Below are 18024 nucleotides of genomic sequence, written 5' to 3' on the forward strand. Positions count from 1 at the left end.
AAGCGGAAGAGGGCGGTTGCCGCCGTGTCGTCTCAGTCCCCCAGTAACTCGAGCATCTCGACCGATCAAGAAGCGGGCTCCGGGTCCAACCCGGCCGCCGCTTTCGGCCCCAATGAGTGGCTCGTCGACGAGATCTACCAGCAGTACCTCCAGGACCCCAGTTCGGTCGACCGCGCCTGGTGGGACTTCTTCGCCGACTACAAGCCGGGTACGTCCGGCACGGCGGACAAGCCCGTCACCGCCCCCGCGGGAGCGGTGACCCCGGCCCCGGCCGCCGCCACCGTGAACAACGGCGCGACGGCACAGGCTCCGGCCGCGCCCCCCGCGGCCCCGGCCAAGCCCGCGGCCGCCGCTCCGGCGAAGGCTCCCGCCGCCCCCGCGAAGGCCGCGCCGGCCAAGGCCGCCCCGGCACCCGCGAAGGCGGAGGCCCCGGCCGAGGCCCCCGGGGGCCCGGAGTTCGTGACGCTGCGCGGCCCGTCGGCCGCCGTCGCGAAGAACATGAACGCCTCCCTGGAGCTGCCGACGGCCACGTCGGTCCGCGCCGTGCCGGTGAAGCTGCTCTTCGACAACCGCATCGTCATCAACAACCACCTGAAGCGGGCCCGCGGCGGGAAGATCTCCTTCACGCACCTCATCGGGTACGCGATGGTGCAGGCCCTCAAGGCCATGCCGTCGATGAACTACTCCTTCGCGGTGAAGGACGGCAAGCCGACCCTGGTCAAGCCGGAGCACGTCAACCTCGGCCTCGCCATCGACCTGGTCAAGCCGAACGGCGACCGTCAGCTCGTCGTGGCGGCCATCAAGAAGGCCGAGACGCTCAACTTCTTCGAGTTCTGGCAGGCCTACGAGGACATCGTCCGCCGTGCGCGCGTCGGCAAGCTCGGCATGGACGACTTCTCCGGGGTCACCGCCTCGCTGACGAACCCCGGCGGCATCGGCACCGTGCACTCGGTGCCCCGCCTGATGCCCGGACAGGGCCTCATCATGGGCGTCGGCGCGATGGACTACCCGGCGGAGTTCCAGGGCACCTCGCAGGACACCCTGAACAAGCTGGGCATCTCGAAGGTCATGACCCTGACCTCGACGTACGACCACCGCGTCATCCAGGGTGCCGCGTCCGGCGAGTTCCTCCGCGTCCTGGCCCAGCTGCTGCTCGGCGAGAACGACTTCTACGACGAGATCTTCAAGGCGCTGCGCATCCCCTACGAGCCGGTCCGCTGGCTCAAGGACATCGACGCCTCGCACGACGACGACGTCACCAAGGCCGCGCGCGTCTTCGAGCTGATCCACTCCTACCGGGTCCGCGGTCACGTGATGGCCGACACCGACCCGCTGGAGTACCGCCAGCGCAAGCACCCCGACCTGGACATCACCGAGCACGGCCTCACCCTGTGGGACCTGGAGCGCGACTTCGCGGTCGGCGGTTTCGCCGGCAAGACGATGATGAAGCTCCGCGACATCCTCGGCGTCCTGCGTGAGTCTTACTGCCGCACCACCGGCATCGAGTTCATGCACATCCAGGAGCCGAAGGAGCGCAAGTGGCTCCAGGACCGGGTGGAGCGTCCGCGCCCGGCCCCGGAGCGCGAGGAGCAGCTGCGGATCCTGCGCCGCCTCAACGCCGCCGAGGCGTTCGAGACGTTCCTCCAGACCAAGTACGTCGGCCAGAAGCGCTTCTCGCTGGAGGGCGGCGAGTCCGTCATCCCGCTGCTCGACGCGGTCATCGACTCCGCCGCCGAGGCCCGCCTCGACGAGGTCGTCATCGGCATGGCCCACCGCGGCCGGCTGAACGTCCTGGCCAACATCGTGGGCAAGTCGTACGCGCAGATCTTCCGGGAGTTCGAGGGCAACCTCGACCCGCGGTCGATGCACGGTTCCGGCGACGTCAAGTACCACCTGGGCGCCGAGGGCACCTTCACCGGTCTGGACGGCGAGCAGATCAAGGTCTCGCTGGCCGCCAACCCCTCGCACCTGGAGGCCGTCGACCCGGTCCTCGAGGGCATCGCGCGCGCCAAGCAGGACATCATCAACAAGGGCGGCACGGACTTCACGGTCCTGCCCGTCGCGCTCCACGGCGACGCGGCCTTCGCGGGCCAGGGCGTCGTCGCCGAGACGCTCAACATGTCGCAGCTGCGCGGCTACCGCACCGGCGGCACGGTGCACGTGGTGATCAACAACCAGGTCGGCTTCACCGCCGCCCCGGAGTCCTCGCGCTCCTCGATGTACGCCACGGACGTGGCGCGCATGATCGAGGCGCCGATCATCCACGTCAACGGTGACGACCCGGAGGCCGTGGTCCGCGTCGCGCGGCTCGCCTTCGAGTACCGGCAGACGTTCAACAAGGACGTCGTCATCGACCTCATCTGCTACCGCCGCCGCGGTCACAACGAGGGCGACAACCCGGAGTTCACCAACCCGCAGATGTACACCCTGATCGACAAGAAGCGCTCGGTGCGCAAGCTCTACACCGAGTCCCTCATCGGTCGTGGCGACATCACCCTGGAAGAGGCCGAGCAGGCGCTCCAGGACTTCCAGGGCCAGCTGGAGAAGGTCTTCGCGGAGGTCCGCGAGGCCACCTCGGCGCCGTCCCAGCCGCATGTCCCGGACGTCCAGGCGGAGTTCCCGGTCTCGGTCGGTACCGCGGTGTCCTCGGAGGTCGTGAAGCTGATCGCCGAGTCGCAGGTCAACATCCCCGACGGCATCACGGTGCACCCGCGTCTGCTCCCGCAGATGCAGCGGCGCGCGGCCTCGGTGGAGAACGGCACGATCGACTGGGGCATGGGCGAGACCCTGGCCATCGGTTCGCTGCTGATGGAGGGCACCCCGGTCCGGCTCGCCGGCCAGGACACCCGCCGCGGCACGTTCGGTCAGCGCCACGCCGTCCTCGTCGACCAGAAGACCGGCGAGGACTACACCCCGCTGCTCTACCTCTCCGACGACCAGGCCCGTTACAACGTCTACGACTCGCTGCTCAGCGAGTACGCGGCGATGGGCTTCGAGTACGGCTACTCGCTGGCCCGCCCGGAGTCCCTGGTGATCTGGGAGGCCCAGTTCGGTGACTTCGTCAACGGCGCCCAGACCGTCGTGGACGAATTCATCTCCTCGGCCGAGCAGAAGTGGGGCCAGACGTCCGGCGTCACCCTGCTGCTCCCGCACGGCTACGAGGGCCAGGGCCCGGACCACTCGTCCGCCCGCCCGGAGCGTTTCCTGCAGATGTGCGCGCAGGACAACATGACGGTCGCGATGCCGACCCTCCCGTCGAACTACTTCCACCTTCTGCGCTGGCAGGTGCACAACCCGCACCACAAGCCGCTGATCGTCTTCACCCCGAAGTCGATGCTGCGTCTCAAGGCAGCGGCGTCGAAGGCCGAGGAGTTCACCACCGGCGGCTTCCGTCCGGTGATCGGCGACGAGACGGTCAGCGCCGAGGCGGTCCGCAAGGTCGTCTTCGTGTCCGGGAAGCTCTACTACGACCTGGACGCCGAGCGCGAGAAGCGCGGCGACACCGAGACGGCGATCATCCGGCTGGAGCGCCTGTACCCGCTGCCGGGTGCGGAGATCCAGGCCGAGATCGCCAAGTACCCGAACGCCGAGAAGTACCTCTGGGCGCAGGAGGAGCCGGCGAACCAGGGTGCGTGGCCGTTCATCGCGCTCAACCTGATCGACCACCTGGACCTGGCCGTCGGCGCCGATGTGCCGCACGGTGAGCGCCTGCGCCGCATCTCGCGTCCGCACGGCTCGTCCCCGGCGGTCGGCTCGGCCAAGCGCCACCAGGCGGAGCAGACCCAGCTGGTCGCCGAGGTCTTCGAGGCCTGATCAGCCGCTGTACGACACCGATGGCCCGGCTCCGCGAGATCTTCGCGGGGCCGGGCCCTCCGGTTTCCGGGGCTCGTTATTCTGGTCCCATGTACTTCACGGACCGTGGCATCGAGGAACTGGAGAAGCGGCGCGGCGAGGAGGAGGTCACCTTCGAGTGGCTCGCCGAGCAGCTCCGTACGTTCGTCGACCTCAACCCCGACTTCGAGGTTCCCGTCGAGCGGCTCGCGACGTGGCTGGCCCGCCTGGACGACGACGAGGACGAGTAGCCGTCCGGCGGGTCAACGCCCCGGGCCGTTGCGGGGCACCACCCCTGGCCGCGGCGTTCACCGCCCGGGACTGTCCGCGTCCGCACCTCTGAAGCGGTCGTACGCGAGTCCCAGCAGGCCCTGCGCGAGGAGGACCAGGCCCGCGGTGATCCAGCCGCCGCTGCGCCGCCGGGCACCCCACAGGGTCAGCGGCAGTCCCGCGGCGATCTGCGCGCCTGCCACCGCGCGGGCCTTCGGTCCGAGCATCCAGGGGCCGAGGCTGCCGCTCTCCACGGCGTCGAGCTCCACGCGCACGGCGTCCCGCCAGCCGCCCCGTTCGACGGTTTCGGCGTGCGGGAGGACGCCGGCCACCGAGCGGAGCCGGTCGGCCGGTTCGCCGGGCGTGAGTCCGGGCGGCAGGTCCACCCCGGTACGGCCGAGCACAGCCAGCAGGCCGCGCAGCCGTGTGCCGGCGTCGGCCTCGGCGTCCCCGCGTGTGAGCCCTTCCAGCACCTGGACGTCGAGGACCGGGTCGAGACCCAGACGGGCGGCGAAGGTCCGCATGGCCTCGTCCTCGCCCACCGGGGTGCCGTCGGCCAGCCAGACGTATCCGACGGGGCGCCGGAACCCGGCGGCCAGGGTGAAGCCCGAGCGGTCGTCGTCCCACCACAGGGCGATCACCGGCCAGGTGGAACCCACCGCGAGTGCGGTGGCCCAGCCGCCGACGACCCGGTCGACCGGCTCCGCACCTCCCTCCGCCGGGGCGCCGGCGGCCGAAGGGCCGTGCGTGCGCCAGGGCTTTCCCTCGGGGACGAGCACGCTCCAGCCGTCCCCGGCCGGGACGAGCGTCATGCCCTCCTGAAGGAGATGGGCCACGGGCCGTACGGTCTCGGGGTCGGCCCGGCACAGCAGCAGGGCACCCACGGATGTCGCGGTCATGCCTCACACGCTAGGGCAATTCCCCCATCAGCGGATCATTCGCACCACCGAGACCCCCCTTCCGCGAGCATCCATTCGATTCCCCCTTGACTTCCCTCATCCGCGATATATCGTGTTGGAAAGAGACGCGATATGTTGCGTCGTGCCATTCAGCGGGAGGTCAGATCCATGCCCGAGTCGACGTGGACCGTCGCCGAGCCCCGGAAGCTCGCGTTCGACGAACCCGTGACAGCGCTCAACGTGCGCATCGTCGACGGAGCGATCAACGTCGTCGGCACGGACGAACCGGCCGCACGGCTGGAGGTCTCCGCGATCGACGGGCCACCGCTGATCGTGACCCTGGTGGACGGCACGCTCTCCGTCGCCTACGAGGACCTTCCGTGGCAGGGCCTTCTGACCTGGCTGGACCGCAGGACTCCGCGCCGCAGGGCCGCGGTCTCGCTGGCCGTACCGGCCGGGGCGGCGGTGGAGGTCGGCGTGATCGGCGCCGAGGCGGTCGTGTCGGGGATCCGGGGACGCACCGAGCTGCGCGGCATCTCCGGGGACAGCACCCTGGTGGGTCTCTCCGGCGTCGTGCGGGCCGAGACGGTGTCCGGCGGCCTGGAGGCCCAGGCCGTCACCGGCGACCTTCGGTTCCAGTCCGTGTCGGGTGATCTCACGGTCGTCGAGGGCGCGGGCACCTCGGTCCGGGCGGAGTCGGTGACCGGGCACATGGTGCTCGACCTCGACACCTCGCCGAAACCGACCGACATCAGACTGACCTCGGTGTCCGGTGAGATCGCCATCCGCCTGCCGCACCCCGCCGACGCGAAGGTGGAGGCGAACACCGCGAGCGGGACCGTCTCCAACGCCTTCGAGGACCTGCGGGTGGGCGGCCAGTGGGGCGCGAAGAAGATCACCGGCACCCTCGGCGCGGGCACGGGGAAGCTGAAGGCGACCACCGTCTCGGGTTCGATCGCCCTGTTGCGCCGGCAGGCCGCCCAGGACCACGCGCATGATGCCGAGCCGACCGGAAAGGTGCTCTGACATGGCCCCCGTATTCGCCCACGGCCGCTTGCGCCTGTATCTCCTCAAGCTTCTGGACGAGGCTCCCCGCCACGGCTACGAGGTGATCCGCCTCCTGGAGGAGCGCTTCCAGGGGCTGTACGCCCCGTCGGCGGGCACCGTGTATCCGCGCCTGGCCAAGCTGGAGGCCGAGGGCCTGGTGACCCACGCCACCGAGGGCGGCCGCAAGGTCTACTCCATCACCGACGCCGGACGGGCCGAGCTGGCGGGCCGGGGCGGCGAACTGGCGGATCTGGAGCTGGAGATCCGCGACTCCGTCTCCGAGCTTGCGGCAGAGATCCGCGACGACGTGCGGGGCGCGGTCGGCCAGCTGCGCAGCGAGATGCGCGCGGCGGCCTCCGAGTCACGGCAGACCTCCGGCGGGGGCCGGAGCGGCTGGGACCCCGGCTTCGGGGAGAAGGAGGCATGGCGCCTGGCGAAGGAGGAGCTGCGCAAGGCGAAGCAGGAGTGGAAGGAACAGGCCCGAAGGGCGAAGGACGAGTCCCGCAAGGCCCGTGAGGACGCCGAGCAGGCACGCCGTCAGGCCCAGGAGGCGCACGAGAAGGCGCGGGAGCAGGTACAGAACGCCGCGCGCCAGGTCCAGGAGCACTTCGCTCGGGGCGACTGGCCGGCAGGCGTGCGGGACGGCCTGGCCGAGATCACCGGCCAGCTCGGCGGCTTCGCCAGGACGGGCACCTGGCCGTCGTACAGCCGCCCCGCACCGGAAGAGCCGGACATCGAGTGGGCAGCCGACACCACGACCACCGGGGACCCGGCACGTGACCTGGACCGCCTGCTGGACCGCTTCCGTGACGACATCCGTGACGCGGCCCGGGACCGAGGCGTCACCGGGACCCAACTCTCCGAGGCACGCGGCCATCTGGCCACCGCCGCGACGCACATCGACTCGCTGCTGCGGGGAACGGCCGACGAGACGAAGGACCCCGAGGGCGCGTCCTGATCTCCGTCCGCCGCACTGCGCCGTCGGCCCACGGCGCGGTGCGGCGGACGGCCGGTCAGCTCGCCCGGCGGCTCTCCCCGCCCTCTCCGTACAGCGCCCGCTCCACCGTCGCGTAGGTCGCCCCGTTCTCGGCGAGCACATCGGCGACGGGGCCGGGACAGGCGGTCAGGGCCAGCAGCAGGTGCTCCTCGCCGATGAAGCGGTCACGCCGGCCGAGGGCGATGCGAAGGGACTTCTCCAGGATGCCCTTGGCGCCGCCGGTGAAGGGGCGCCGTCCGGACCACCGGCGTCTGTTGCCGCGCGCGCCCGCCAGGACTCCCTCACCGTGGACGCCCTCGACGCGGGCCAGGATCTCGGTGATGTCGATGCCGATACCGGCGAGTGCCTCGGTGTCCGCCTTGGTGAGCCCGCCCCGGCGGCGGGCCTCCGCGAGCGCCGCCTCCATGGAGGCACGCCGGTCGACGAGCCCGAGGGCGGCGACGGCGAAGGAGGCGCGGCTGCCCCTCCGATCCAGGAGGGAGAGAAGCAGGTGCTCCTCGGTGACGGAGTCCGCCTGGGCCTGCTCGGCATGAGTCACGGCGCCGGTCACGGTGGCCCGCGCCCCCTTGGTGAATCGCTCGAACATCAATGCCTCCCGTACTTCTTGTGCACGGCCTGCCTGCTGACACCCAGCTCGGCAGCGATCTCCTGCCACGACCATCCCTGGACGCGGGCACTTCTCACCTGGACGGCTTCGAGTTGTTCTAGCAGCCTCCGCAGCGCGGCGACGGCCCGCAGCCCGACGCGCGGGTCGCGGTCACCGGCACGTGCGGCGAGATCCGTTGCTTCGGTCATAATGTCAACCTACGTTGACATTCACTCCATGTCAATCAAAGTTGACATCATCGGTGGCGAGGAGTGCGTGGCGCTCCACGTCGTAGCGGACATCCCCGTAGCGGAGCTTGTTCCGCTCGATTCCCTCCGCGGCGAAGCCGGCCCGCAGGGCGACGGCGCAGGAGGCAGGGTTGTTCGTCCTGTGTCCGAGCTCCAGCCGGTGGAGCCCGAGATCGCCGAAGGCCCAGCCGGCCAGGGCCCGCAGCCCCGAGGAGGCGACACCGGTCCCCCGGGCCGCCTCCGTGGTCCAGTACGAGACCCAGCCCGTGTCATGGACGTGGTTCACCGAGGTCACGGCGACGGATCCGAGTGCGACTCCCTCGCGGACGACCGCCCAGCTGTATCCACTGCCGGCCGCCCGCTCGTCATCCCGGTCTGCGATCCACTCCGAGGCCTCGGCCGTGGTCGTGACAGGCCGGGCGGCCTGCCGGGCCATCTCCGCGGGCGCGAAGGCGCGGAGCACCGCCGGAGCGTCGTCCGGCCGCCAGGGACGGAGCAGGAGCCCCTGGCCGGTCAGCAGTTCCGCCGTGTCGCTCACGCGGTGGTGAGAACGATCTTCCCGAAGAGGTCACCGGCGGCCAGCCGCTCGAAGCCCTCACGGGCCCGGTCCAGCGGCAGCATCCCGTCGATGACCGGCCGCACACCGGTGGCCGCGCAGAACGACAGCAGGTCCTCCAGCTCGTCCTTGGAGCCCATGGTGGAGCCGACGATCTTCAGCTCCAGGAAGAAGATCCGGGTCAGCTCGGCGTGGGAGGGCCGGTCTCCGCTGGTGGCGCCCGAGATGACCAGAGTGCCACCCGACCGCAGCGACTTGACCGAGTGGGACCAGGTCGCCGCTCCGACGGTCTCGATGACGGCGTCGACACGCTTCGGCAGCCGGGCACCGGGCTCGTAGGCCTCGACGGCCCCCAGCTCGACGGCCCGCTCGCGCTTGGCCGCGTCACGGCTGGTGGCGAACATCCGGAGCCCTGCGGCCTTGCCGAGCACGATCGCGGCGGTGGCCACACCGCCGCCCGCGCCCTGGACGAGGACGGAGTCCCCGGGTCGCACACCGGCGTTCGTGAACAGCATCCGGTACGCCGTCAGCCAGGCGGTCGGCAGGCAGGCGGCCTGCTCGAAGGTGAGTTCCTTCGGCTTCGGCAGCACGTTCCAGCTGGGGACGGTGACCTGCTCGGCGAACGTGCCCTGGTAGCGCTCGGTGAGGATCGAGCGCGGCTCGTCCGGGCCGACGCCGTGCCCTGTCTGCCCGATGACGGAGTGCAGGACCACCTCGTTGCCGTCCTGGTCGATACCGGCGGCGTCGCAGCCGAGGATCATGGGCAGCTTGCCCTCGGCGAGGCCCACACCCCGCAGGGACCAGAGGTCGTGATGGTTGAGCGACGCGGCCTTGACCCGGACCGTGGTCCACCCGGACCGCGCCTCCGGGGCGGGGCGTTCACCCAGCTCCAGTCCGTCGAGGGGGCGGTCACGGTCGATGCGGGCTGCGTAGGCGGCGAACATGGCCACGACGATAGGCCGTGACGCGCCGTGACGTAACCGTTCGAAGGTGTGACACACGCCCCAGCTCGCGGAGCTCCCGTGCGCGGAAGTGGGGCGGGGCGGGGTGCGCCTCACTCGGCACGCGACCGCACCCCGCCCCGTCCTGCGTCAGCGCCGCGCGACACCCTCGGCACGCGCGGCCGCGGCCACCGCGGCGGTGACGGCGGGTGCGACCCGCTCGTCGAACGGCGACGGGATCACGTACTCGGCCGCCAGCTCGTCGCCGACGACGTCCGCGAGCGCGTTCGCCGCCGCGATCTTCATGCCCTCGGTGATCCGGGAGGCCCGCACCTGCAGCGCTCCCGCGAAGATGCCGGGGAACGCCAGCACGTTGTTGATCTGGTTCGGGTAGTCCGACCGTCCGGTCGCCACCACGGCCGCGTACTTGTGCGCGATGTCGGGATGGACCTCGGGGTTCGGGTTGGCCATGGCGAACACGAACGCGCCGGGCGCCATCGAGGCCACGGCCGGCTCGGGGACCGTACCGCCGGAGACGCCGATGAAGACGTCGGCGCCGGCCAGGGCGGTCTCCAGGGAGCCGGTGATGCCCGCCCGGTTGGTGATCTCCGCCAGTTCGCGCTTGACGTCCGTGAGGTCGTCACGGTCACCGCTGACGACGCCCTTGCGGTCGGCGACGGCGACGTCACCGATGCCGGCCTCCAGGAGGAACTTCGCGATGGCCACACCCGCCGCGCCCGCACCGGAGATGACGGCGCGCAGGTCACCGAGCGTACGGCCGGACAGCTTCGCGGCGTTGCGCAGGGCCGCGAGGGTGACCACCGCCGTGCCGTGCTGGTCGTCGTGGAAGACCGGGATGTCGAGACGCTCCTGGAGCTTGCGCTCGATCTCGAAGCACCGGGGCGCCGAGATGTCCTCCAGGTTCACACCGCCGAAGGAGGGCGCGAGGCGGACGACGGTCTCGACGATCTCGTCCGCGTCGGTGGTGGCGAGCGCGATCGGCACCGCGTCGACCCCGCCGAACTGCTTGAACAGGATCGCCTTGCCCTCCATCACGGGGAGGGATGCCTCAGGACCGATGTCCCCGAGGCCGAGGACTGCGGTGCCGTCCGTGACGACGGCCACGACCTGCGACTTCCAGGTGTAGTCGTGGACGAGTTCGGGCTGCTCGGCGATGGCGCTGCACACCTTGGCCACGCCGGGCGTGTACGCGAGGGACAGGTCGTCCTTGTCGCGGATCGGAACGGTGGCCTGCACGGCCATCTTCCCGCCACGGTGGAGGGCGAAGGCCGGATCGAAGGGCTCGTCCGCACCGCTGGGTCCTGCCGCACCGGCCGGGCCGTGCGTCGTGCTGTCGCTGCGAGGATTGACGATCTCCGCTGCCATTGTGTTGACCCCTTAAGTCTTCATCATTTGAGGGTGGCCACTCCTGGTTGAGGAGGGGTGGGCGGGCACCGCGTACGTTCCCGGCGCTGAGCGGTTGGACCGCTCCGGCAGGGGAGACACATACGCGCGGGCGCGCCGCACACGCGCCCTGAGCCCCGGATGAGGGGTGTAAAGGTCTTTCTTACCGGACGGACCGGGCCTCTTACGAGTCGGTATCGACTCGGTGAGATGACTCATAGCCGAATATCTGGACAAGTCCACTAAGGGCTACAAAGGCAGTCCGTAGGTCGAGACGCACCGGAGATTCTCCGGAAGGGTGCGCACTTTCCAGCAGATGGTCCGGCCTTGCCATACCGGCCCGTTGAGGTTCGGGGGTCGCCCGTTACCCGATTTTGACATGCCTGGACCCCTGATCGGGTGAGTCCGAATGGCAAGATGCCCTAATCACACAAGGTGGCGTCACTCGAAGGTGCGTGCGTACCCACCTGAAAAGGCAGCATTCCCTCACCGCCGGAGGATTCCGATCATGACCGCAAGCACCCTCTGTCGTACGACCGCGAAGTCCCGGATTGCCGCGGTCTGCGCAGTCGCGGTCGCCGGCACCCTGCTGCTGACCGCCTGTGGCGACCAGACCGACAGCGGTTCGAAGAAGGCCGCGGACAGCACGTCCGGAAACAGTGCCCCGCTCTTCGACAAGCTCCCGGAGAAGTACCAGAAGTCCGGCGTCATCAAGGTCGGCACGAATGCCGAGTACGCGCCGATGGAGTCCGTCGAGAACGGCAAGATCGTCGGTGTCGACCCCGACCTCGCCGAGGCCCTCGGCAAGCAGCTCGGCGTGAAGTTCGAGTTCACCTCCGGCTCCTTCGACGGCCTGATCACCGCCCTCAACACCGGCCGCCACGACATCGCCATGTCGTCCATCACGGACAACAAGCAGCGCCAGGAGGGCCTGGACGACAGCGGCAAGAAGCTCGGCAAGGGCGTCGACTTCGTCGACTACTTCCTGGCCGGCACCGCCGTCTACACCAAGAAGGGCAACCCCGAGGGCATCAAGTCCATCGAGGACCTGTGCGGCAAGGGCGCGGCGGTCCAGCGCGGCACCACGTACGAGAAGGCCCTGCAGAAGCAGTCGAAGGCCTGCACGGACGGCGGCAAGAAGGCCGTCGACATCCAGTCCTTCGAGAACGACACCGAGGCCCAGACCCGTGTGAAGTCGGGCGGCGCCGTCGCCGGTGTCAACGACTACCCGGTCGCCCTCGACCTGGCCCGCAAGGCCAACGGCGGCAAGGACTTCGAGGTCGTCGGCGAGCAGGTCGACGCCGGCCCCTTCGGCATCGCCGTGAACAAGGACAACACCGAGCTGCGTGACGCCCTGAAGGAGGCCGTCGACGCGATCATCGCCGACGGTTCCTACCAGAAGGTCCTCGACAAGTGGGGTGCCGGCACCGGCGCGATCGACAAGGCCGCCGTCAACGGCGGCAAGTGACCGGCGCACCACCGAAGGGCAGTCACCGTGACTGACAAGTTCGACAAGGTGCCCGGCGGCCCATCGGTCGCCGACGCACCCGTCTCCAAGGCCACCACCGTCGCACCGGAGACCATCAAGGCCATCCCCGTACGGCACGTCGGCCGCTGGATCAGCGGCGTGGTCGTGCTCGCACTGCTGGCGGCTCTGGTCTACGCCTTCTCGCAGGGCAACATCCAGTGGCAGGCCGTCCAGGACAAGCTGTTCGACGACACCGTCCTCGCGGGAGCCGGCCGCACCCTGATGATCAGTGTGCTCGCCATGGCCCTCGGTGTGGTCCTTGGTGTGGTCCTCGCCGTCATGCGGCTCTCCAGGAACCCCGTGACCAGCTGGGTGGCGTGGCTGTACATCTGGTTCTTCCGCGGCACTCCGGTCTACGTGCAGTTGCTGCTCTGGTTCAACCTGGCGCTGATCTTCCCGGTCCTCAACATCCCGTTCATCTACAAGGACGAGATGACCGACGTGATGACGCCGTTCATGTGCGCCCTGCTGGGGCTGGCCCTCAACGAGGCCGCGTACATGGCGGAGATCGTCAGGGCGGGCATCCAGTCGGTGGACGAGGGCCAGACCGAGGCCTCGCACGCGCTCGGCATGACCCAGGCGAAGACGATGCGCCGCGTGGTGCTCCCGCAGGCCCTGCGGGTGATCATCCCGCCGACCGGCAACGAGTTCATCAACATGCTGAAGACCTCGTCCCTGGTCTACGCGGTGACCTACAACGAGCTGCTGCGTTCCACGTCGCAGATCGGCTCGACGTCGTACGCGGTGATGGAGATGCTCTTCGTCGCCTCCATCTGGTACATCGTGATGACCAGCGTGTTCAGCGTCGGCCAGTACTACCTGGAGCGCCGGTACGCCCGGGGCACCCTGCGCAGCCTGCCGCTGACCCCGTGGCAGCGGGTCAAGGTCAACCTCGCCTCCTTCAGCAACCGTCCTTCGGGGGGTGTCTCCGCATGACCGCCATGGTGAAGGCCGAGGGCGTCCACAAGTCCTTCGGCCCCGCGCACATCCTCAAGGGCATCGACCTGGAGGTCGCCCCGCGTGAGGTGTTCTGCCTGATCGGCCCGTCCGGTTCCGGCAAGTCGACGTTCCTCAGGTGCATCAACCACCTGGAGCAGATCAACGCCGGACGGCTGTACGTCGACGGCGATCTGGTCGGCTACCGGCAGAAGGGCGACAAGCTCTACGAGCTCAGGGACAGCGAGGTCGCTCTCCAGCGCCGTGACATCGGCATGGTCTTCCAGCGCTTCAACCTGTTCCCGCACATGACGGCCCTGGAGAACGTCATGGAGGCGCCGATCCAGGTCAAGCGCGAAGCCAGGGCTGTCGCCCGGGCCCGCGCGGAGCGTCTGCTGGACCGGGTCGGCCTGTCCGACAAGGCGAAGAACTACCCCTCCCAGCTCTCCGGCGGACAGCAGCAGCGGGTGGCCATCGCCCGCGCCCTGGCCATGGAGCCGAAGCTGATGCTCTTCGACGAGCCGACGTCGGCCCTCGACCCGGAGCTGGTCGGCGACGTCCTGGACGTCATGCGCGGCCTCGCGGAGGAGGGCATGACGATGATCGTCGTCACCCACGAGATGGGCTTCGCCCGTGAGGTCGGTGACGCGCTGGTCTTCATGGACGACGGTGTCGTGGTCGAGTCCGGCCACCCGCGTGACGTCCTGACGAACCCTCAGCACGACCGGACGAAGTCCTTCCTGTCGAAGGTGCTGTAACACCGCTGCCGGCAGCACGAGGAGGGCGGTACGGACCCGGTCCGTACCGCCCTCCTCGCCGTTCCCCGCTACTTCCGGGGCAGCAGCCCGGGACGCGTGAGCAGGGTGCCCAGTTCCTCCTGGCCGACCGGCGGGGTCTTGAGCAGCGGGCCCTGGGACCGTTCGCCGAGGTAGCCCGTGCTGGAGCGCGCGGCCAGCATCGAACCGTCCTTGAGCACCAGCCTGCCGACGACCTCACGGCCCCACTCGGGTGTGCCGCCGTAGCCGTGGTCCATCGAGTCGCTCCATGTCGTCAGGACGCTGCCGTCCGGCTGCTCCTCACGGACGCAGTCGGTGACGGGCGGCTCGTTGCCCCGGGTCTCGCAGAGATTGTCCGGCCCGGCCCCGGCACCGAACTTCTTGCTCACCGCGGTGTGGTCCATGAAGGACAGGACGAGGTAGCCGGTACCGCCGTCCTTGCGGACCATGTACTCCCCGTCCAGCGGCCCGGTGTAGGCCGTCCGCGCCTGCTCAGGCGTCGCACCCTTGATCAGGACGGCCAGCGAGACCCGTTCGACGCTGCCCACGTCCGGCGGCAGCAGCGCGGCGAGGCGGTCCGCCTTCCCGCCCCCGTCGGCCCGGGCCACCGGTGACGCGGCCACCGAGGCCTGCTCATGCTGCTCGCCGCCGACGACGCCTGGCAGGGTGACGGCCCCGGTGGCGACCACCGCGAGCGCGGCGGCGGACACCGCGGCCCGGCGCCTGAACCGGATCCTGGCCGCCCGGGCGTGGACCGCCTCCGTCGAGACCGCGGGGCTCCCTGCGGACTCGACGGCCCGCTCCAGCAGTTGGTGCACGGTGTTCATACGAGTTCCTCCGCCAGGTCCGCCGTCATGTCGGCGCGCAGCGCCGCCAGGCCCCGAGCCGTGTGGCTCTTGACCGTGTTCTCCCGCATCCCGAGCGCTTCGGCCGTGGCCTCCACGCTCAGGTCCTCCCAGTAGCGCAGCACCAGCACCGCCCGCTGCCTGGCCGTGAGCCGGGCGAGCGCCGCCCGGACCAGCAGACCGGTGTCCGAGTCGGCCTGTTCGCCCGCGTTGTCGGGCAGTTCGCCGTACGGCCGCTCACGCCGCCAGAACCGGCGGCGGGCGGCGATGTGGGTGTTGACCAGGGTCTTGCGTGCGTACGCCTCGATGTTGTCGAGCCGCCCGTGGCGCTTCCCTCCGAGTACGACCTTGACCAGGGTCGTCTGGACCAGGTCCTCCGCCTCGTGCCGGTCGCCGCACAGCAGGTAGGCGCTGCGGAACAGCGCGGTGCGTCTGCTCTCCACGAACGCGTGCAGTGCGGCGTCGTCGTCGCTCCGCGTCATCGGCGCCCCTCTCCGGGCCCGCGGGTGCGGACCTTCTCACCCTTCCAGTGCGCCGGCGGGGGCGGCAGGTTGCAGCGGGGGCCGGAACGCATCGAGGGGCGGCCGCAGCCGCCCCTCGCTCTTCGTACCGCCGCCCTACTTCACGGCGAGGACCAGGCTGTCCGACGGCGAGGCCCAGACCGCCCGCGCCTCCGCGAAGCCGGCCTCGCGCAGCGTGCGGGCGTGCCAGTGGACGGACGGCATGTCACCGTCCGCGTGCTCGCCGTAGATCGCGAACCGCTCGGCCGTGGGCTCCGCGAGGACCGGGTCCTTCGCCGCCAGGGCCCACCAGTCCGCCCAGTCCACGGCCCCCCGGTCCCTGGCCCGGTCCATGGCAGCGTGCCGCTGGGCACGTTCGGCGGCGTTGATGCGGGGGGTGTCGGTGTCGATCATGTGGTCCGCGTTCATGAAGACCCCGCCGTCCCTGACCAGTCCGCCGATCTGCCCGTAGAGGGTGGCGAGCGGCTCGCTGTGCAGCCAGTGCAGTGCGGTGGCGGTGAGGACGGCGTCGTACGCGGGGTGCGGAAGCCGTTCGGTCCAGGCGGCGTCCTTCAGGTCGGCGGTGACGAAGGTGACCCGGTCGTCCCCCTCGAAGGTGCCACGCGCGATGGCGAGCAGCGCGGGGTCGAGATCGACGCCCGTGCTGGTGGCTCTGGGGAACCTCCTGAGGAGCCGGTCCGTAATACTGCCCGTACCGCACGCCAGGTCGAGCACTCTCGGTTCGGGCCCCACCACGGCCTCGACCATGTCCAGCATCACCCGGAACCGCTCCTCGCGGTCCGGCATGTACCACTCCTGCTGCCGGTCCCAGCTCTCCTGCCAGGACTGCCAGTCGGTGCCTGTCGCCGTCACCGGACCTCCACCTCGTCACGCACGCTCGTAATACCCATTAGTGGCAATCAATCATTACACTGGTCGACACATCGACCATAGACCCACGCCGTAAGGACTACAAGTGGAATTGGCCTATTACTCGGATTACGCCGTGCGTCTGGTCAACACCGAGGAGCCGGCCCGGGGCACGGACTCCCTCACCACGGTCGAGTCCGTCCGCGACCTGTTCGGCGCCAACGCGCAGGCGGCCCGCCGTGCGGCCGACGGGGACGTGACCCGCTTCCGGTCCGTGCGGGCCCGGCTGCGCGCGGTCTTCGAGGCGGCGGACGGCGGCGACGAGACCCTCGCGGTCGATCTGCTCAACTCCCTGCTGCTGGAGTTCCCGGTGAGTCCGCAGATCTCGGGCCACGACACCCGGGCCGAGGACGGCACGCCGGACTGGCACATGCACCTCGCCGACCACCCGTCGAACGCGACGGCGGGCTACGCCGCGATCGCGGCGATGGGCCTCGCCTTCCACCTCACCTCGCACGGCGTGGACCGGCTCGGCCTGTGCGAGGCCGCACCGTGCCGCAACGCCTATCTCGACACCTCGACGAACCGCTCCCGGCGCTACTGCTCGGACCGCTGCGCGACCCGGGCCAACGTGGCCGCCTACCGGGCCCGCAAGCGCCTGGAGTCCGAGCGCTCCGACGAGACCCGGCGCACCGCCGACACCGCCCAGCCCAGCAGCCCGGACACCGACCGCTGATCCTTCCTCAGCGGCCGGTAGCGGGCCCGCACCCGGGCCAGCACGAGCTCTTCGGGCACCGTCCCGTAGTCCGTGCTGTCCCCGCCCGCGAACGAGTTGTCCCCGAGCACCCACCAGCCGCCGCCGCGTCGCTCGGATGCCCGCTTCACGACCAGCAGGTCCTGCTGGAGCGGATGACGCAGGATCACCACGTCCCCCGGGCGCACCGGCGCCCCGCGCTGCACGAGCAGCAGGTCCCCGTGGTAGAGCGTGGGCACCATCGACGGCCCCGTCACCTCCACCACCTGGAACGGCCTGCGCGCCGCCCGCCCGCTCCACGGCTCCTCCGCCGGTTCCGGCATCTGTGGCACCTCCCCGTCCATCCTCCGGTACACGGCTGCGCGCACCACTGCGTATTTTCGGCCGACGGTCCCATCCTCACCCCGGACTTTTGGCCTAAGCCCCAGGGGGCAGCCGCTGAAAGGGGCCTCCCACGGAGTAATGTCCCACCTGAGAAGACGATCACGAGGAAGGACAGCTCCATGCTTTCCCGCCTGTTTGCCCCCAAGGTGAAGGTCAGCGCCCACTGCGACCTGCCCTGCGGTGTGTACGACCCGGCCCAGGCCCGCATCGAGGCGGAGTCCGTCAAGGCCGTCCAGGAGAAGTACCAGGCCAATGAGGACGCGGACTTCCGCACGCGCGCCGTTCTGATCAAGGAACAGCGTGCCGAGCTCGCGAAGCACCACGTCTCGGTGCTCTGGAGCGACTACTTCAAGCCCCCGCACTTCGAGAAGTACCCGGAGCTGCACCAGCTGGTCAACGACACCCTGAAGGCGCTCTCCGCGGCCAAGGGCTCGAACGACCCGGCCACGGGCCAGAAGGCTCTGGACCTGATCGCCCAGATCGACACGATCTTCTGGGAGACCAAGAAGGCCTGACCCCGGGCCCGGCCGACCGCCGGCGGTCCCCGCCGGTCACGTCGCCCATCTGTCCGCACCCGGTCCGCCGGACGCCGTCCACGGCGCCCCTCACGGACCGGGTGCGGTCTTCTTTTCCCGCCTGCAGATGCGGCGCA

19 protein-coding genes are annotated in these 18024 nt (G+C 70.1%); 9 read left to right on the plus strand and 10 right to left on the minus strand.

All coding sequences use genetic code 11. From position 1 onward, the window contains the following. The first annotated feature begins 24 nt into the window (after positions 1-24). Both P8A20_RS11675 and P8A20_RS11680 read left to right on the plus strand, forming a co-directional pair. A complete protein-coding gene (locus P8A20_RS11675) occupies positions 25-3813 on the plus strand; it encodes a multifunctional oxoglutarate decarboxylase/oxoglutarate dehydrogenase thiamine pyrophosphate-binding subunit/dihydrolipoyllysine-residue succinyltransferase subunit (protein WP_147959480.1) in 3789 nt (1262 codons plus the stop codon). 89 nt (positions 3814-3902) lie between these two features. After that, positions 3903-4082 carry a DUF6104 family protein gene (locus P8A20_RS11680; RefSeq protein WP_014048295.1) on the plus strand — a complete coding sequence of 60 codons (180 nt, stop codon included), beginning with the start codon at positions 3903-3905 and terminating at the stop codon, positions 4080-4082. A 57-nt stretch (positions 4083-4139) separates the two neighbouring features. Here P8A20_RS11680 and P8A20_RS11685 read toward each other — a convergent pair whose 3' ends face one another. Further along, positions 4140-5000 carry a hypothetical protein gene (locus P8A20_RS11685; protein WP_147959479.1) on the minus strand — a complete coding sequence of 287 codons (861 nt, stop codon included), beginning with the start codon at positions 4998-5000 and terminating at the stop codon, positions 4140-4142. A gap of 168 nt (positions 5001-5168) precedes the next feature. On the opposite strand from P8A20_RS11685, the gene P8A20_RS11690 reads away from it, so the two are divergent. Beyond that, positions 5169-6026 carry a DUF4097 family beta strand repeat-containing protein gene (locus P8A20_RS11690; protein WP_306103467.1) on the plus strand — a complete coding sequence of 286 codons (858 nt, stop codon included), beginning with the start codon at positions 5169-5171 and terminating at the stop codon, positions 6024-6026. 1 nt (position 6027) lies between these two features. Further along, on the plus strand, positions 6028-7005 hold the full coding sequence (locus P8A20_RS11695; RefSeq protein WP_306103468.1) for a PadR family transcriptional regulator: 978 nt from the start codon (positions 6028-6030) through the stop codon (positions 7003-7005). A 55-nt stretch (positions 7006-7060) separates the two neighbouring features. Here P8A20_RS11695 and P8A20_RS11700 read toward each other — a convergent pair whose 3' ends face one another. The 5 genes from P8A20_RS11700 to P8A20_RS11720 all read right to left on the minus strand — a co-directional run bounded on the left by P8A20_RS11700 (position 7061) and on the right by P8A20_RS11720 (position 10761). Next, positions 7061-7630, minus strand: a complete 570-nt coding sequence (locus P8A20_RS11700) for a Clp protease N-terminal domain-containing protein (RefSeq protein WP_306103469.1) — start codon at positions 7628-7630, stop codon at positions 7061-7063. Continuing rightward, positions 7630-7839 (minus strand): sigma factor-like helix-turn-helix DNA-binding protein, encoded by a 210-nt coding sequence (locus tag P8A20_RS11705; protein ID WP_014154112.1) that lies wholly within the window; start codon positions 7837-7839, stop codon positions 7630-7632. Before P8A20_RS11705 ends, P8A20_RS11700 begins: the two co-directional genes overlap by 1 nt. Positions 7840-7870: 31 nt before the next feature. Beyond that, positions 7871-8416 carry a GNAT family N-acetyltransferase gene (locus tag P8A20_RS11710; RefSeq protein WP_147959475.1) on the minus strand — a complete coding sequence of 182 codons (546 nt, stop codon included), beginning with the start codon at positions 8414-8416 and terminating at the stop codon, positions 7871-7873. Further along, positions 8413-9378 carry a zinc-binding dehydrogenase gene (locus tag P8A20_RS11715; protein ID WP_306103470.1) on the minus strand — a complete coding sequence of 322 codons (966 nt, stop codon included), beginning with the start codon at positions 9376-9378 and terminating at the stop codon, positions 8413-8415. Before P8A20_RS11715 ends, P8A20_RS11710 begins: the two co-directional genes overlap by 4 nt. A 147-nt stretch (positions 9379-9525) precedes the next feature. Then, complete coding sequence (locus P8A20_RS11720; RefSeq protein ID WP_147959473.1) at positions 9526-10761, minus strand: NAD(P)-dependent malic enzyme; 1236 nt, start codon at positions 10759-10761, stop codon at positions 9526-9528. 526 nt (positions 10762-11287) lie between these two features. Here P8A20_RS11720 and P8A20_RS11725 point away from each other — a divergent pair. The 3 genes from P8A20_RS11725 to P8A20_RS11735 are packed head-to-tail and all read left to right on the plus strand — an operon-like array spanning position 11288 to position 14001. Continuing rightward, positions 11288-12247 (plus strand): ABC transporter substrate-binding protein, encoded by a 960-nt coding sequence (locus P8A20_RS11725; RefSeq protein ID WP_147959472.1) that lies wholly within the window; start codon positions 11288-11290, stop codon positions 12245-12247. A gap of 27 nt (positions 12248-12274) precedes the next feature. After that, positions 12275-13243 (plus strand): amino acid ABC transporter permease, encoded by a 969-nt coding sequence (locus tag P8A20_RS11730; RefSeq protein WP_147959471.1) that lies wholly within the window; start codon positions 12275-12277, stop codon positions 13241-13243. Beyond that, positions 13240-14001 carry an amino acid ABC transporter ATP-binding protein gene (locus P8A20_RS11735; RefSeq protein WP_147959470.1) on the plus strand — a complete coding sequence of 254 codons (762 nt, stop codon included), beginning with the start codon at positions 13240-13242 and terminating at the stop codon, positions 13999-14001. Before P8A20_RS11730 ends, P8A20_RS11735 begins: the two co-directional genes overlap by 4 nt. 68 nt (positions 14002-14069) lie before the next feature. Here P8A20_RS11735 and P8A20_RS11740 read toward each other — a convergent pair whose 3' ends face one another. From P8A20_RS11740 to P8A20_RS11750, 3 genes are all read right to left on the minus strand, one after another. Next, a complete protein-coding gene (locus P8A20_RS11740) occupies positions 14070-14846 on the minus strand; it encodes a hypothetical protein (RefSeq protein WP_306103471.1) in 777 nt (258 codons plus the stop codon). Continuing rightward, complete coding sequence (locus tag P8A20_RS11745) at positions 14843-15346, minus strand: SigE family RNA polymerase sigma factor (RefSeq protein ID WP_147959468.1); 504 nt, start codon at positions 15344-15346, stop codon at positions 14843-14845. Before P8A20_RS11745 ends, P8A20_RS11740 begins: the two co-directional genes overlap by 4 nt. Positions 15347-15481: 135 nt before the next feature. Further along, entirely contained in the window at positions 15482-16237 is a 756-nt protein-coding gene (locus P8A20_RS11750; protein ID WP_147959467.1) for a class I SAM-dependent methyltransferase, read from the minus strand. A gap of 103 nt (positions 16238-16340) precedes the next feature. Here P8A20_RS11750 and P8A20_RS11755 point away from each other — a divergent pair, with 103 nt between their 5' ends. Continuing rightward, entirely contained in the window at positions 16341-16970 is a 630-nt protein-coding gene (locus tag P8A20_RS11755) for a CGNR zinc finger domain-containing protein (RefSeq protein ID WP_147959466.1), read from the plus strand. Here P8A20_RS11755 and sodX read toward each other — a convergent pair. Continuing rightward, positions 16874-17311: a nickel-type superoxide dismutase maturation protease gene (gene sodX / locus P8A20_RS11760; protein ID WP_147959465.1), complete on the minus strand. Its 438-nt coding sequence runs from the start codon at positions 17309-17311 to the stop codon at positions 16874-16876. The two genes, P8A20_RS11755 and sodX, sit on opposite strands and share 97 nt — an antisense overlap. Before the next feature lie 180 nt (positions 17312-17491). Between sodX and sodN the strand changes: the two genes are divergently transcribed. Beyond that, complete coding sequence (gene sodN, locus P8A20_RS11765; protein WP_014154121.1) at positions 17492-17887, plus strand: superoxide dismutase, Ni; 396 nt, start codon at positions 17492-17494, stop codon at positions 17885-17887. The last annotated feature ends 137 nt before the right edge of the window (positions 17888-18024 follow it).

The organism is Streptomyces sp. Alt3 (assembly GCF_030719215.1).
Classification (GTDB): Bacteria; Actinomycetota; Actinomycetes; order Streptomycetales; family Streptomycetaceae; genus Streptomyces; species Streptomyces glycanivorans.

Bases quoted from the DNA above. Each gene is read 5' to 3' on its own strand.
- P8A20_RS11725 (WP_147959472.1), top strand. From the start codon at position 11,288: ATGACCGCAAGCACCCTCTGTCGTACGACCGCGAAGTCCCGGATTGCC.
- P8A20_RS11735 (WP_147959470.1), top strand. From the start codon at position 13,240: ATGACCGCCATGGTGAAGGCCGAGGGCGTCCACAAGTCCTTCGGCCCC.
- P8A20_RS11700 (WP_306103469.1), bottom strand. From the start codon at position 7,630: ATGTTCGAGCGATTCACCAAGGGGGCGCGGGCCACCGTGACCGGCGCC.
- P8A20_RS11695 (WP_306103468.1), top strand. From the start codon at position 6,028: ATGGCCCCCGTATTCGCCCACGGCCGCTTGCGCCTGTATCTCCTCAAG.
- P8A20_RS11685 (WP_147959479.1), bottom strand. From the start codon at position 5,000: ATGACCGCGACATCCGTGGGTGCCCTGCTGCTGTGCCGGGCCGACCCC.
- P8A20_RS11690 (WP_306103467.1), top strand. From the start codon at position 5,169: ATGCCCGAGTCGACGTGGACCGTCGCCGAGCCCCGGAAGCTCGCGTTC.
- sodN (WP_014154121.1), top strand. From the start codon at position 17,492: ATGCTTTCCCGCCTGTTTGCCCCCAAGGTGAAGGTCAGCGCCCACTGC.
- P8A20_RS11720 (WP_147959473.1), bottom strand. From the start codon at position 10,761: ATGGCAGCGGAGATCGTCAATCCTCGCAGCGACAGCACGACGCACGGC.
- P8A20_RS11740 (WP_306103471.1), bottom strand. From the start codon at position 14,846: ATGAACACCGTGCACCAACTGCTGGAGCGGGCCGTCGAGTCCGCAGGG.
- P8A20_RS11715 (WP_306103470.1), bottom strand. From the start codon at position 9,378: ATGTTCGCCGCCTACGCAGCCCGCATCGACCGTGACCGCCCCCTCGAC.
- P8A20_RS11680 (WP_014048295.1), top strand. From the start codon at position 3,903: ATGTACTTCACGGACCGTGGCATCGAGGAACTGGAGAAGCGGCGCGGC.
- sodX (WP_147959465.1), bottom strand. From the start codon at position 17,311: ATGCCGGAACCGGCGGAGGAGCCGTGGAGCGGGCGGGCGGCGCGCAGG.
- P8A20_RS11745 (WP_147959468.1), bottom strand. From the start codon at position 15,346: ATGACGCGGAGCGACGACGACGCCGCACTGCACGCGTTCGTGGAGAGC.
- P8A20_RS11705 (WP_014154112.1), bottom strand. From the start codon at position 7,839: ATGACCGAAGCAACGGATCTCGCCGCACGTGCCGGTGACCGCGACCCG.